This is a genomic window from Curtobacterium sp. 22159, from assembly GCF_052045775.1.
GTDB lineage: Bacteria > Actinomycetota > Actinomycetes > Actinomycetales > Microbacteriaceae > Curtobacterium.
Window position 1 is genome coordinate 153,982 of record NZ_JBQEPN010000008.1, and the last position, 13,558, is coordinate 167,539.

Genomic DNA, 13,558 nt, shown 5'->3' on the forward strand with positions numbered 1-13,558 from the left:
CCTCCAGTCCGTCATCTGGTTCCGCGGATATGGTGAGGGATCAGCCCCACGAAAGGAGCGCCCGTGAGTCTGCTCTCGAGCATCTCGTCGCCGCGCGACCTGAAGCGTCTGTCGGACGCGCAGATGACGGACCTCGCCGCCGAGATCCGCCGGTTCCTCGTCGCCGAGGTCGCGAAGACCGGCGGACACCTCGGCCCGAACCTCGGCGTGGTCGAGCTGACGCTGGCGATGCACCGCGTGTTCGACTCCCCGCGGGACCCGTTCGTGTTCGACACCGGGCACCAGTCGTACGTGCACAAGCTCGTCACGGGGCGGCAGGACTTCTCACGACTGCGCGAGCGCGGCGGCCTGGCCGGGTACCCCCAGCGCAGCGAGTCGGAGCACGACATCGTCGAGTCGTCGCACGCCTCGTCGTCGCTGTCGTGGGCGGACGGCATCTCCCGCGCGTTCGTCCAGACCGGTCAGGCCGACCGCACCGTGGTCGCCGTCGTGGGTGACGGCGCGCTCACGGGCGGGATGACCTGGGAAGCGCTCAACAACATCTCGGACAGCAACGACCGCCGACTCGTGATCGTCGTCAACGACAACGGACGCTCGTACGCCCCCACGATCGGCGGCATGGCGCGGTTCCTCAGCTCCGTCCGGACCCGTCGCGAGTACCGGGCGCTCTACGAGACGACCCGGGCCGTCGCCGGGCACTTCGGCGCACCCGGTCGGGCGATCTACCGCGGGATGCGCGGCGGTCTGCACGGCTTCCTGTCGCGCTTCACGAACAACGAAGCCCTGTACTCGAACCTCGACATCAAGTACATCGGGCCGGTCAACGGACACGACCAGCGTGCGATGGAGGCCGCGCTCCGGCAGGCGAAGGAGTACGGCGCACCGACGATCGTGCACGCCATCACCGAGAAGGGGCACGGCTTCGAGCCGGCGCTCCGCGACCAGGCCGACCAGTTCCACGCGGTCGGGCACATCGACCCCGAGACGGGGGAGTCGCTCGACGTGAGCTCGGGCCCGTCGTGGACCTCCGTGTTCGCGCAGACCCTGGCCGAGGTCGGTTCGGAGGACGAACGGATCGTCGCGATCACCGCGGCGATGCTCCGGCCGACCGGGCTGCACCTGTTCCAGGAGCGGCACCCCGACCGGGTCATCGACGTCGGCATCGCCGAGCAGCACGCCGTCACGACCGCGGCCGGGCTCGCGTTCGGTGGTCTGCACCCGGTCGTTGCCCTCTACGCGACGTTCCTGAACCGGGCGTTCGACCAGGTGCTCATGGACGTCGCGCTCCACCGGGCCGGCGTGACGTTCGTCCTCGACCGGGCGGGCATCACCGGCCCCGACGGCCCGTCGCACCACGGCATGTGGGACCTCGCGCTGCTGCAGGTCGTCCCGGGCATCCGCATCGCGGCCCCGCGCGACGCCGCCACCCTGCGGGAGGAGTTCCGCGAGGCCGTCGCCGTCGACGACGCCCCGACGGTCCTGCGCTGGTCCAAGGGCCAGGTCGGCCCGGACATCCCCGCCCTCCGGCGCCTGCCGGACGGCGTCGACGTGCTCCGTTCTCCGTCGGCCGATCAAGAACCCGACGTGCTCGTCGTGGCCGTCGGCTCGATGGTGCCGATCGCCCTCGACGCCGCGGCGCTCCTCGAGTCCCAGGGCATCGGGGTCACGGTGGCGGACCCGCGGTGGGTCGTCCCCATCCCGGCGTCGCTCATCGACCTGTCGCGGGACCACCGGCTCGTCATCACCATCGAGGACGGCGTGCGGGTCGGCGGTGTCGGCACGCGCCTGCGGCAGGACCTGCGCGCGGCCGGCGTGGACACCGGGGTGAACGAGCTCGGCCTGCCGGACGAGTTCATCGACCACGCGTCGCGCTCCGAGATCCTGACGGACGTCGGGCTCACCGCGCAGGCGATCGCCCGCGACGTCATCGACCAGGTCGTCGGGACGAAGGTGCCCCAGGCGAAGCCGGCGCGGTCGCGGGAGTCCGCCGACCGCTGACGCGTCGCGTTCGCAGGGCTGTCGCGGGCGCGCGGGGCGGGACCGAACCACGGAACCGACATCGAACCAGCCGCAAGGGGCGGTTCGATGTCGGTCCCGCGGTTCGACGCAGGGCGCCGGGCCGCGTCAGCGGGAGGCGGGGCCCACGATCAGCGGGTCGTGGAACGTGCCGCCGAAGACGCGCTCCGACGCGCCGGAGCGGTCGAGGTACGGGCTGATGCCGCCGGCCTGGAACGGGTAGCCTGCGCCGAGGATGAGACCGAGGTCGATCTCCTCGACGTGCTGCACGACCCGGTCGGCGAGCATGCGGTGCAGCTCGTCGGCGAGGGCGTCCTCGAAGCGCCGCTGCATCTCGGCAGCGTCGACGGGCTTCGCGTCCTTCTTCGCGGGCGCGACGAGCTTCACGGCCGCCGGGTCGTAGCCGGTCGCGTTGCCCTTCTTGTCGCGGGTGAGGATGTGCCCGAACTCGGCGATCCGCTTCAGCCCGTCGCCGGGGTAGAAGCGCTCGGGCCACGCCGCGTGGTGCGAGTCCAGCACGTGCGCGCCGACCGGCAGACCGACGAGCTCGAGCAGCTCGAACGGGGACATCGGCAGGCCGAGCGGTGCGGCACCCTGCGCGACGGTCTCGAACGGGGTGCCCTCCTCGACGCCGCGCATCGCCTCCCCGAGCACCCGGGCGAGCACCCGGTTGACCACGAAGCCCGGCTGGTCGGCGGTGATGATCGCCGTCTTCTTGAGCGTCTTCGCGACGGCGAGGGCGGTGACGAGTGCCTCGTCCGAGGTCTTCGACGCCTTGACGACCTCGAGCAGCGGCATGACCGCGACCGGGTTGAAGAAGTGGAAGCCGACCAGCCGCTCGGGGTTCGCCAGCACGGACGCCATCTCGTCGACGGAGAGGGACGACGTGTTCGTGGCGAGGATCGCGTCCGGCGCGATGACCTGCTCGATCTTCCGGAACACCTCCTGCTTGACGCTCATCTCCTCGAAGACGGCCTCGATCACCCAGTCGGCGTCGGCGAACGCGTCGTACGACACGGACCCGCTCACGAGCGCCTTGATGCGGTTCGCGTCGTCGGGGGAGACGCGGCCCTTGTCGAGCAGCTTGTCGACCTCGCCGGAGATGCGCTCCACGCCCGCGTCGACCCGCTCCTGCGAGACGTCGGTGATGACCACCGGGACGCCGAGCCGACGAGCGAACAGCAGCGCGAACTGCGACGCCATGAGACCCGCGCCGAGCACGCCGACCTTCGTGATCTTCTTCGGCTCGACGCCCTCGGGAGCGCCCACGGGCCGCTTCGCCCGCTTCTGCACCAGGTCGAACGCGTACATCGACGCGGCGAACTGGTCACCGGAGATGAGGTCGGCGAGGGCGTCGTCCTCGTCGGCGAAGCGTTCGTCGAGCGAGCCGGACTTGGCCGCCGCCACGAGGTCGAGCGCGCGGAACGGCGACTTCGGCACCGTGCCGATCTTCGCGGCGACCTGCCCGCGCGCGACCTTCACGACCGTGCCCCACGCGGCCTTCTCGATCATGCCCGGCTCGTTCTTCCGGACCACCTTCGTGCGACCGCTCACGACACCGTCGACCCAGGCCACCGCGGACGGTAGGAACGTCACCGACGGGATCAGCGCGTCGCCGATCCCGAGCTCGACCGCGGCGGGGCCGTCCATCAGCCGGTTGTTCTTGAGCGGGTTCTCGACGATGACGCGGAGCGCGCGCTCGGGCCCGATCAGCCGCGGGAGCAGGGTCGCGCCGCCCCAGCCGGGGATGATGCCGAGGAAGACCTCGGGCAGCCCGATGCCCTGCGCCGCCGACGAGAACACGCGGTAGGTGCAGTGCAGGCCGATCTCGAGACCCCCGCCGAGCGCGATGCCGTTGATGAACGCGAACGAAGGGACGCCGAGGTCGGAGAGCTTCCGGAGCGTCGCGTGCCCGAGGGCGGCGAGGTCGTGGGCGACGTCCCGTGAGGGCACCGAGGCCGCTTGGGACAGGTCGGCGCCGGCGGCGAAGCAGTACTCCTTGCCCGTGATCGCCACGGCCTGGACCGTGCCCGCCGACGCTTCCGTGCGGAGGGTGTCCAGGACGCCGGACAGCTCGTGCAGCGTGCGCGGCCCGAGGGTGTTCGGACGCTTGTAGTCCTTGCCGTTGTCGAGCGTGATGAGCGCGAGGGTGCCGCCGGAGGGCAGCGCCACGTGCTTGACGTACGAGTGGGTGACGACCTCGTCCGCGCTGAGGGCGAGAAGCCGGTCGTTGTCGACGATGGTCATGCTCAGGCCGCCTTCCGTGCCGCGGACTTGCTGAAGTTCGGGTTCTCCCAGATCACGGTGCCGCCCTGGCCGAGCCCGATGCACATCGTGGTGATGCCGTACCGGACGTCCGGACGCTCGGCGAACTGTGCCGCGAGCTGCGTCATGAGTCGCACACCGCTGGAGGCGAGCGGGTGCCCCACGGCGATCGCACCGCCCCAGGCGTTGACGTTCGCGGAGTCCTGCGGGATGCCGTAGTTGTCGAGGAACGCGAGCACCTGGACGGCGAACGCCTCGTTGATCTCGAACAGGCCGATGTCGTCGATCGTGAGACCGGCCTTGGCGAGGGCCTTGTCGGTCGCCGGGACGGGGCCGATGCCCATCACCTCCGGGTCCACGCCCGCGAACGCGAACGAGACCATGCGCATCTTCGTCGGCAGGCCGTGCTGCTTCGCGCCGTCGGCCGACGCGATGAGGCTCATCGTGGCGCCGTCGTTCAGGCCCGCGGCGTTGCCGGCGGTGATCCGTCCGTGCGGGCGGAACGGCGTCTTCAACGCGGCCAGCGCCTCCAGGGTCGTCTCGGGGCGGGGCGGCTCGTCGCTCGTGACGATGTCCCAGCCCTCGCCCTTGTTGACCTCGACCGGGACGAGGTCCGGCTGCAGCTTGCCCGCGGCCCAGGCGGCGGCGTAGCGCTGCTGCGACTGGACGGCGTAGGCGTCCGTGCGGTCCTTCGTGATCGCGGGGAAGCGGTCGTGCAGACGCTCCGCGGTCTTGCCCATCACGAGCGCGTCACCGTTGACCATGCGCTCCGCGACGAAGCGCGGGTTCGGGTCGGCGTTGAACCCCATCGGGTGCCGGCCCATGTGCTCGACCCCGCCGGCGATGGCGACGTCCGCCGCGCCGAAGGCGATGGCCCCGGCGAGCGTGGTGACGCTCGTCATGGCGCCGGCGCACATGCGGTCGATCGCGTACCCGGGGACCGACTTCGGCAGGCCCGCGAGCATCCCGACGGTCCGGCCGAGGGTGAGCCCCTGGTCGCCCTGCTGGGTGGTGGCCGCCACCGCCACGTCGTCGACCGCGGCCGGGTCCAACAAGGCGTTCCGGTCGAGGAGCCCGCGCATCGCGTGCACCGCGAGGTCGTCCGCGCGGGTCTTCCAGAACACCCCCTTCTCTCCGGCTCGTCCGAACGGTGTCCGGACACCGTCAACGAAGACGACGTCTGCTGCCTTTGGCAATCTGGGCCTCCAGATCCTCATCGATCAGGTCGGGGCACGTTCCGCCCCGCCCGGCCGGGTCCGACCCGGCGTGCACCACCGACGCTATGCCCCGATCCTGGGCGGACGCATGCCGGTTGGGGCGTTCCTACGACTCGTTGTTGCTCTCGGCAGCAGGCTCCTGTGCAGCCTCGACAAAGGCCTCCGCGATGAGCGGTGCCGTCGCCTCGACCTGCCACGGGCGCGCGTCGTGGGACGCCAGCGCGTCACCGACGCTCTGGGCGGTGATCGGCGTGGGCGGCTCCCACGACACCGTGCGCAGGGTGTCGGGCGTGAGCAGGTTCTCCACCGGCAGGTCGAGCTCCTCCGCGCGTCGCAGCACGACGGCCCGTGCGGCCTTGTACCGGCGGTCGGCAGCGGGGTTGCGGTCGGCCCACGCCCGCGGCGGTGGCAGCGTGGCCTCACCGGTGCCGCGGAGCTTCGGGAGGTCGTCCGTCGTCCGGCCCTCCTCGACGGCGGCCCACCAGCGGTCGAGCTCGGTCCGGCTCGCACGGCCGGTGAACGCCTTCACGCCGCTCAGCTCGCCCTTCGACGCCGGGTTCGCCGCGGCGGCCGCGACGATGGCGGAGTCGGGGATCGTGCGGCCCGGGGCGATGTCGGCTTCGCGGGCGTAGGCGTCCCGTGCCGTCCAGAGCGCCCGGGCGATCGCGAGCGCGCGACCCCCACGGAGCGAGTGCATGCCCGACAAGCGCCGCCAGGGCTCGGCGCGTGGGGGCTTCGGCGCGCGGGTCAGCACCGCGGCGAACTCCTCCTGGGCGATGCGGGTCTTCCCGGCCGACTCGAGCCGGGCTGCCAGCTCGTCCCGGAGGTCGGGGAGCAGCTCGACGTCGAGGGACGCGTACACGAGCCACGACTGCGGCAGGGGCCGGGTCGACCAGTCGGCGGCCGAGTGGGCCTTCGCGAGCGTGATGCCGAGCAGCTGCTCGACGACCGCGCCGAGCCCGACCCGGGGGAAGCCGGCGATGCGGGCGCCGAGCTCGGTGTCGAAGATCCGGGTCGGGACCAGGCCGACCTCCTGCAGGCAGGCGAGGTCCTGCGAGGCGGCGTGGAACAGCCACTCCTCGTCGACGATCGCGTCCTGCAGCTCGCTGAAGTCGCCGATCCCGATCGGGTCGAACAGGAACGCGCCCGCTCCGCGGCGGAACACCTGGATGAGGTAGGCGCGCTGCGAGTAGCGGTACCCGCTGGCGCGCTCGGCGTCGACCGCGACGGAACCGTGTCCGGCCGCGATCGCCCGTACGGCGTCGAGGTACTCATCGCGCGTGTCGATCACCTTCACCGTCTCGTGCGACGCCTCGTACGCGGGCGCGACGGACCCACCAGCGGCGGCCGCACCGGCCGTGGGGTCGCCCGCCGCGGGCACGGCGGGCTCCGACGCCGCCTGGGACGCAGCCGGAGCAGCGGGGTCAGTCACGTGCGAGCCTCCTCGGGGCCAACAGGGTCACGCCGTCCGACGCGGGCGGCAGACCGGCGAGCATCGCGACGATCTCCTCCCACGCCTCGACGTGCGCGGTGAGGTCGTCCCCACGCGGCGTCCACGAGGCGCGCAGCTCGAGCTGTGCACCGTCGCCCTGCGCCGCGAGGTCGCCGTACCCCCGCGAGATGATCTTGGTCGCCGTCCCCGAGGCGTGGTCGTACGTCGCGCCGTGCGCGGCCAGGGCGTCCACGAGCCAGCTCCAGGTCACGTCGGCGACGAACTCGTCGACGCCGATCTCCGGTTCCAGCGGTGCCTGGGCGAACGTGACGACCCGGAACGCGCCGCCCCAGCCCTCCGGTTCGGACGGGTCGTACAGCGCGATGAACCGGCCGGTGCCGAGGTCGGAGTCGATGCCGTGCGCCGCACCGGAGACGTCCGCGGCGAGGGCGATCGAGAAGGGTGCGATGCGCGACGGGGAGGGGATCTCGGTGATCGTCGTCTCGGCTCGGGTGCCCCCGGACGCCACGAACGCACGGAGCCGCGCGAAGGCGTCGGGCTCTCGGGTTTCGGACACGAATGCAGACTAGGCTCCGGACCATGTCCCGATCCGCGCGACCCGCCGAGGACGTCGTCCAGGAGACCGCACGATCGGCCGGGTTCGTCGCGCTCGGCACCGGGATCGCCGCCGCCGCCGTCGGGACGGCCGTCCTCGGGGGCTTCGTCGCGGCCGTCGCCCGCGCGGTGGTCACGCCGGACCGGAAGCGGTCCGAACGCGTCCCGATCCACGCCGTCGACCCGGTCCGTCGGACGGTGACCCTCGAGCGCACGGCAGACACGGAACTCCAGGGGCGGTACAGCCTCTGGTTCGGCGGCGGCACCGGCCACATGCGCGTCGGCGAGGTGCTCGGCACGACCGACACCACCGTGACCCGCCGCATCATCGCGATCGACGCCGGTGACCCCACCGCAGCCCGGAAGGGGCGCTGGGGTGGGTGGTTCTACCTCACCCCGGGGGAGCTCGACGTGCCGGTCGAGGACGTCGACGTCCCCACCCCGAACGGGCCCGCCCCGGCCTGGGTCGTCCGCGCCGACGACCCCGAGGCACCCTGGGCGGTCCTCGTGCACGGTCGCGGTGTCACCCGCGCGGAGACCATCCGCGCGGTCCCGGTCTTCCGCGCGGCGGGGTACTCGGTCGTCCTCGCGTCGTGGCGCAACGACGGCGTCGCACCGCGGAGCGTCGACGGCCGCTACGGTCTCGGCAGCACCGAGTGGGAGGACATCGACGCGGTGCTGCGCTGGGTCGCCGGCGAGGGCGCGACGAGCGTCGTCATGATGGGGTGGTCGATGGGCGGTGCGGTGGTGCTGCAGACACTGCTCCGCTCGCGGTTCGCGCACCTCGTCGACGGCGTCGTGCTCGAGTCGCCGGTGGTCGACTGGCACGCGGTCCTGAAGTCGCAGAGCCAGCTGCTGCGCCTGCCCCGGCCGGTCCGGAAGGTCGCCCAGCGGCTCCTCCGCACCCCGGTACTGCACCGTCTCACCGGGTTGCGTCAGCCCGTCGACCTCCGTGAGCTCGACATGGTGGCCCGCGCGGACGAGCTCCGGGTCCCGATCCTCCTCATGCACAGCGACGACGACGGGTTCGTGCCGTCGTCCGCATCGCACGCCCTCGCCGAGGCGCGGCCGGACATCGTGCGGCTCGAGGTCCAGACGGTCGCCCGGCACACGAAGCTCTGGAACCACGACGCCGACTGGTTCGACGCCCGCATCCTCGCGTGGCTGACCGAGGTGGTGCAGTCCTCGAGCGCGACGCGCGCGCAGTAGACCGCAGGACGACACGGACGGGAGGCGCGGTGCNGCACCGCGCCTCCCGTCCGTGTGGCGGCTACGCGACCGCGGCCCGCACCTGCCGCTGCACCCGGCCGAGCATCCCGACCATGCCGCGGATCCGCAGCGGGCTGACGGCTTCGTTCAGCCCGAGCGTCAGCGGGTAGTCCGCCGGGACGGCGAGCACCTGCGCGGCGGTCAGGCCGGACAGGCCCTGCGCGAGGATCGAGGCGAAGCCGCGCGTGGTCGGCGCCTCGCGCGGCGCGGTGGCGTGCATGCGCACGACGTCGGGGGCGTCCCCGTCCGCTCCCACGGTGACCGTGATGAAGACGGGGGACTGGCACTCCTCGACGCGTTCGAGCTCGTCCTCGTGGCCCTGGAGCCGTTCCGGCAGCGCCGGGAGTTCGTCCGAGAACTCGAGGAGCAGCTGCAGGCGGTCCTGCTGGGACAGTTCGGCGAAGTCGTCGCGGATCTCGGCGAGGGACTGGGGGAGTTCGTCGGTCATCGGTTGGGGATCGTACCCGGCTCGGACCCGACGGCGATCGGCACGCGGACGGCGCTGCCCCACTCGGTCCACGAGCCGTCGTAGTTGCGGACGTTGTCGTACCCGAGCAGGTGCTGCAGGACGAACCAGGTGTGGCTCGACCGCTCGCCGATGCGGCAGTAGGCGATGACCTCGTCGGCGTCGCCGATGCCGGCGCCCTCGCGGTAGACGGCGTCGAGCTCCTCGCGGCTCTTGAAGGTGCCGTCCGGGGCGGCGGCGGTCGCCCAGGGGATGTTCACCGCGGTCGGGACGTGACCGGCACGGAGCGCACCCTCTTCCGGGTAGTCCGGCGCGGTCGTGCGTGACCCGTCGTACTCGGCGGCGCTCCGCACGTCGATGAGGGGCTTGCCGAGGTGGGCGAGCACGTCGTCCTTGAAGGCCCGGACCGCTTCGTCGCGGCGCTCGACCACGGGGTACTCGACCGGGGTGACGGCGGTGCGGTCGGTCGTCAGCGCGCGGTCCTCGGCGATCCACTTCGCCCGACCGCCGTCGAGGAGCCGGACGTCCTCGTGCCCGAACAGCGTGAACACCCAGAGGGCGTAGGCGGCCCACCAGTTGTTCTTGTCGCCGTAGATGACGACCGTGGTGTCGCGGGCGATGCCCTTGCCGCCGACCAGCCGGGCGAACGCCTCGCCGTCGACGTAGTCGCGCTGGACCGGGTCGTTGAGGTCGGTGTGCCAGTCGATCTTCACCGCGCCGGGGATGTGGCCGGTCTCGTAGAGGAGGACGTCCTCGTCGGACTCGACCACCACCAGGTCCGGGGACCCGGCTCCGCCGTCGAGCTGTTCCTGCAGCCACGCGGTGGAGACGAGGCGCTCGGGGTGCGCGTAGGCGGCGAACTTCTCGGACGGGTCGACCGGTGCGGTCATCGGGGTACCTCCAGTGTGCTGGCGACGGGTCGTCGTGGCGGCACCGGACTAGGATCGGTCGTCGGTGCCCGTGGGCAACGGTACGCGGACGTGCCGTTCGACTCCTGCAACGTGACACCGCACGACATGCTTCCCGGAGGGTCTCGATTGCCAGCGCCAGCACACCTCGTCGACCGTGACCCGCAGGTGACCCCGCAGCAGATGGCTGCGGCACTCGTCCCGCCGCCGCAGTTCGAGGGGGCATCCTTCGCGAGCTACCGTCCCGACCCGGAGTACCCGTCGCAGGCGGCCGTGCGGGACGCGGTCGAGGCGTTCGTCGCCACCCGGCCCGAGCCCGCGAGGCGTGGCCTGTTCGGCCGTCGGAAGCAGGCCGAGGCCCCGACGAAGTCCGGCGTGTACCTCGACGGCGGGTTCGGCGTCGGCAAGACGCACCTGCTCGCCGCGGCGTACCACGCGGAGCCCGGACGGAAGACGTTCGGCACGTTCATCGAGTACACCGCCCTCGTCGGGGCGCTCGGGTTCCAGGGCACCGTCGACCTGCTCCGGGGGACGTCGCTCGTCTGCATCGACGAGTTCGAGCTGGACGACCCGGGCGACACGATGGTGATGACGCGGCTCATCAAGGAGCTCACCGAGTCCGGCACACGCTTCGCCGCCACGTCGAACACCCCGCCGGGGGCGCTCGGCGAGGGACGGTTCGCCGCACAGGACTTCCTCCGCGAGATCCAGGCGATGTCGGACCGGTTCGAGACGATGCGGATCGACGGCCTCGACTACCGCCGGCGGGCCGTGGACGAGTCCGCCCGGGTGGTCGACGACGTCGCGGCCGCGCTCCCCGCCGGCAGCACGACCCTCGACGACTTCGACGCCGTCGTGGCGCACCTCGCGAGCGTGCACCCGTCGAAGTACGTCGCACTCGTCGACGGGCTCGACGCGGTCGGGCTCACCGACGCCCGGCCGTTCACGGACCAGACCGACGCCCTGCGATGGGTCGCGCTCGTGGACCGCCTGTACGACGCCCAGGTGCGCATCGTCGCGTCCGGGACGCCGCTCGACCAGGTCTACCCGGAGTCGATGCTGGGCGGCGGGTACCGGAAGAAGTACCTCCGCGCCGCGAGCCGCGTCGTCGCGCTCACCCGCGCCGCCGACTGAGGGCCACGAAACACGACGTTTACACAGCGGGCGGTGGCGTTACACCCGCGAAACACATCGTGCTCCCTCACGAAACCTCACCTCGCCAGACTCAGCAGCACCCGAGGCGGACCAAGAGCCGCACTGCATTCGCGAGAGGTGAACAGATGCTCGATCAGGGCCAAACCGGCTTCATCATGATCATGGCCGCACTGGTGTTGTTCATGACACCCGGCCTTGCCTTCTTCTACGGTGGTCTCGTCAAGGCCAAGTCCGTCATCAGCATGATGATGATGTCCTTCGGCGCGATCGCGCTCGTCGGCGTCCTCTGGGTGCTGTACGGCTACGCGATCTCCTTCGCCAACACCGGCCCGCACACCGCCGTCAGCGGCATCGTCGGCTTCTTCAGCATCGACTGGAACCAGATCGGCCTCGGCCAGGCGTTCGAGCAGTCGCAGGCCGTGAGGCTCGCCGCGCCGTACCCCGACCTCGCGTTCGTCGGCTTCCAGGCCACGTTCGCGATCATCACCGTCGCGCTGATCTCCGGCGCGATCGCGGACCGCGCGAAGTTCGGCGCGTGGATGGTCTTCGCCGGTATCTGGGTGACGGTCGTCTACTTCCCGGTCGCCTCGTGGGTGTTCAACCTCACCTCGGGCTGGGCCGCGACGTGGGGCGTCATCGACTTCGCCGGTGGCACCGCGGTGCACATCAACGCCGGTGCCGCGGGTCTCGCGCTGGCGCTCGTGCTCGGCAAGCGCGTCGGGTTCGCCAAGGGCGCGCACAAGCCGCACAACCCGCCGTTCGTCCTGCTCGGTGCGGCGATCCTCTGGTTCGGCTGGTTCGGCTTCAACGCCGGTTCCGCCGGCGCCGCGAACAGCACCGCGTCCCTCGCCTGGATCAACACGCTCGCCGCCCCGGCCGCCGCGGTCCTCGGCTGGCTGCTCATCGAGAAGCTCAAGGACGGCAAGGCCACGTCGATCGGTGCCGCCTCGGGCGCCGTCGCCGGTCTCGTCGCGATCACCCCGGCCTGCGCCAACCTCACCCCGGGCTGGGGCATCCTGCTCGGCTTCCTCGCGGGCATCATCTGCTGCTTCGCGATCGACTGGAAGTACAAGCTCGGCTTCGACGACTCGCTCGACGTCGTGGGCGTCCACCTGGTCGGCGGCATCTTCGGCACGCTCTACCTGGGCATCTTCGCCAACAGCACCGGTCTGATCTACTCGGGCTCGTTCGCGCAGCTCGGCAAGCAGGCCGCAGCCGCCGGCGCCGTGGGTGCGTACTCCTTCGTCCTCGCGTTCGTCATCGGCTGGATCATCGAGAAGACCATGGGCTTCCGTGTGACCACCGAGGACGAGGTCGCCGGCATCGACACCGCGGTGCACGGCGAAGAGGGCTACGTCCTCTACGAGGAGCGTGACGACACCCCGGTCACCGTCCGGTAGCACCACGCACCACCCGCACGACGGGCCCCGCGCACACAGCAGGCGCGGGGCCCGTCGTCCGTGCGGCAGGTGTCCGTGCGGCAGGTGTCCGCGCGGCAGGTGTCCGCGCGGCAGGTGTCGGTGCGGCCGGGCCTCCGTGCGGCAGGGTGGACGCATGACGACGACGTTGACCAACCTCCGCCCCGTCGGGGGACCGGGTCTGCAGCGCGGCCGCCGACGCACCGTGTACCGGGCGAACACCGAGCGGGTCGACGCGGACGCCTACCCGGCCGACCTCGCGGCGGTGGTCGACCTCCGTCGGGTCGACGAGGCCGCGGCCCTCCCGCACCCGCTCGCCGCGTCCTCCGCGTACCGGGCCGTCCCGCTGTTCGACCCCGACTCGCCGCTCGAGTCCGCCGAGGACGCCGTCCAGCTCGAGGACCAGTACATCGACTGGCTCGGACGCCACCGGTCCGGGATCGCAGCGGCGCTCCGTGCCGTCGCCGCCGCCGCCGGGGACGTCCTCGTGTGCTGCGCCGCGGGCAAGGACCGCACCGGCGTCGTGAGCGCGCTGCTCGCCCGGCACTGGGGCGCGGACCTCGACACCGTGGGAGCGGACTACGCCGCGAGCGCGGCCCGCCTGGTCGAGCGGTTCGCCGCCGAGCGCGCCGCGAGCACCGACCCGGAGGCGACCGCCATCGCGCACCGCTGCGTCCCGGAGACCATGGTGACCGTGATCGAGCACGTCGAGCGTCGCTGGGGCTCGGTCGACGACTTCCTGCGGAGCATCGGCCTGCGCGACGACGAGATCGCCCGCCTGTGACGTACGGGAGGCG

Annotated in this window: 11 protein-coding genes; 5 read left to right on the forward strand and 6 right to left on the reverse strand. The window is 71.9% G+C overall.

Annotation, left to right across the window (positions count from 1 at the left end; translation table 11 throughout):
- Positions 1 to 123 precede the first annotated feature (123 nt).
- Complete coding sequence (gene dxs, locus ACTJKO_RS11300; RefSeq protein WP_440688739.1) at positions 124 to 1,998, forward strand: 1-deoxy-D-xylulose-5-phosphate synthase; 1,875 nt, start codon at positions 124 to 126, stop codon at positions 1,996 to 1,998.
- A gap of 126 nt (positions 1,999 to 2,124) precedes the next feature.
- Here the strand turns inward: dxs and ACTJKO_RS11305 are convergent, their stop codons facing one another.
- The 4 genes from ACTJKO_RS11305 to ACTJKO_RS11320 all read right to left on the reverse strand — a co-directional run bounded on the left by ACTJKO_RS11305 (position 2,125) and on the right by ACTJKO_RS11320 (position 7,507).
- A complete protein-coding gene (locus ACTJKO_RS11305; protein ID WP_440688689.1) occupies positions 2,125 to 4,263 on the reverse strand; it encodes a 3-hydroxyacyl-CoA dehydrogenase NAD-binding domain-containing protein in 2,139 nt (712 codons plus the stop codon).
- A gap of 2 nt (positions 4,264 to 4,265) precedes the next feature.
- A complete protein-coding gene (locus ACTJKO_RS11310; protein WP_440688691.1) occupies positions 4,266 to 5,498 on the reverse strand; it encodes a thiolase family protein in 1,233 nt (410 codons plus the stop codon).
- Between the two features lie 106 nt (positions 5,499 to 5,604).
- The gene (locus tag ACTJKO_RS11315) at positions 5,605 to 6,795 is read right to left on the reverse strand and encodes an HRDC domain-containing protein (RefSeq protein WP_440688741.1); all 1,191 of its coding nucleotides are present in this window, start codon (positions 6,793 to 6,795) and stop codon (positions 5,605 to 5,607) included.
- 127 nt (positions 6,796 to 6,922) lie between these two features.
- Positions 6,923 to 7,507, reverse strand: coding sequence for a DUF3000 domain-containing protein (locus tag ACTJKO_RS11320; RefSeq protein WP_440688693.1), 585 nt, complete (start codon positions 7,505 to 7,507; stop codon positions 6,923 to 6,925).
- 23 nt (positions 7,508 to 7,530) lie between these two features.
- On the opposite strand from ACTJKO_RS11320, the gene ACTJKO_RS11325 reads away from it, so the two are divergent.
- A complete protein-coding gene (locus tag ACTJKO_RS11325) occupies positions 7,531 to 8,754 on the forward strand; it encodes an alpha/beta fold hydrolase (RefSeq protein WP_440688695.1) in 1,224 nt (407 codons plus the stop codon).
- A 61-nt stretch (positions 8,755 to 8,815) separates the two neighbouring features.
- Here the strand turns inward: ACTJKO_RS11325 and ACTJKO_RS11330 are convergent, their stop codons facing one another.
- On the reverse strand, positions 8,816 to 9,262 hold the full coding sequence (locus tag ACTJKO_RS11330; protein WP_440688697.1) for a SufE family protein: 447 nt from the start codon (positions 9,260 to 9,262) through the stop codon (positions 8,816 to 8,818).
- Positions 9,259 to 10,170: a sulfurtransferase gene (locus tag ACTJKO_RS11335; RefSeq protein ID WP_440688699.1), complete on the reverse strand. Its 912-nt coding sequence runs from the start codon at positions 10,168 to 10,170 to the stop codon at positions 9,259 to 9,261. Before ACTJKO_RS11335 ends, ACTJKO_RS11330 begins: the two co-directional genes overlap by 4 nt.
- Positions 10,171 to 10,371: 201 nt before the next feature.
- Between ACTJKO_RS11335 and zapE the strand changes: the two genes are divergently transcribed.
- The 3 genes from zapE (at position 10,372) to ACTJKO_RS11350 (ending at position 13,545) form a co-directional block, all read left to right on the forward strand.
- On the forward strand, positions 10,372 to 11,322 hold the full coding sequence (gene zapE, locus ACTJKO_RS11340) for a cell division protein ZapE (RefSeq protein WP_440688743.1): 951 nt from the start codon (positions 10,372 to 10,374) through the stop codon (positions 11,320 to 11,322).
- Between the two features lie 146 nt (positions 11,323 to 11,468).
- Complete coding sequence (locus ACTJKO_RS11345) at positions 11,469 to 12,743, forward strand: ammonium transporter (protein ID WP_440688701.1); 1,275 nt, start codon at positions 11,469 to 11,471, stop codon at positions 12,741 to 12,743.
- Between the two features lie 154 nt (positions 12,744 to 12,897).
- Positions 12,898 to 13,545 (forward strand): tyrosine-protein phosphatase, encoded by a 648-nt coding sequence (locus ACTJKO_RS11350; RefSeq protein ID WP_440688703.1) that lies wholly within the window; start codon positions 12,898 to 12,900, stop codon positions 13,543 to 13,545.
- The last annotated feature ends 13 nt before the right edge of the window (positions 13,546 to 13,558 follow it).

Coding starts and splice junctions, on each gene's coding strand:
- ACTJKO_RS11325 (WP_440688695.1), top strand. CDS start 7,531: ATGTCCCGATCCGCGCGACCCGCCGAGGACGTCGTCCAGGAGACCGCA.
- ACTJKO_RS11305 (WP_440688689.1), bottom strand. CDS start 4,263: ATGACCATCGTCGACAACGACCGGCTTCTCGCCCTCAGCGCGGACGAG.
- ACTJKO_RS11310 (WP_440688691.1), bottom strand. CDS start 5,498: ATGAGGATCTGGAGGCCCAGATTGCCAAAGGCAGCAGACGTCGTCTTC.
- ACTJKO_RS11345 (WP_440688701.1), top strand. CDS start 11,469: ATGCTCGATCAGGGCCAAACCGGCTTCATCATGATCATGGCCGCACTG.
- dxs (WP_440688739.1), top strand. CDS start 124: ATGACGGACCTCGCCGCCGAGATCCGCCGGTTCCTCGTCGCCGAGGTC.
- ACTJKO_RS11350 (WP_440688703.1), top strand. CDS start 12,898: ATGACGACGACGTTGACCAACCTCCGCCCCGTCGGGGGACCGGGTCTG.
- ACTJKO_RS11335 (WP_440688699.1), bottom strand. CDS start 10,170: ATGACCGCACCGGTCGACCCGTCCGAGAAGTTCGCCGCCTACGCGCAC.
- zapE (WP_440688743.1), top strand. CDS start 10,372: ATGGCTGCGGCACTCGTCCCGCCGCCGCAGTTCGAGGGGGCATCCTTC.
- ACTJKO_RS11330 (WP_440688697.1), bottom strand. CDS start 9,262: ATGACCGACGAACTCCCCCAGTCCCTCGCCGAGATCCGCGACGACTTC.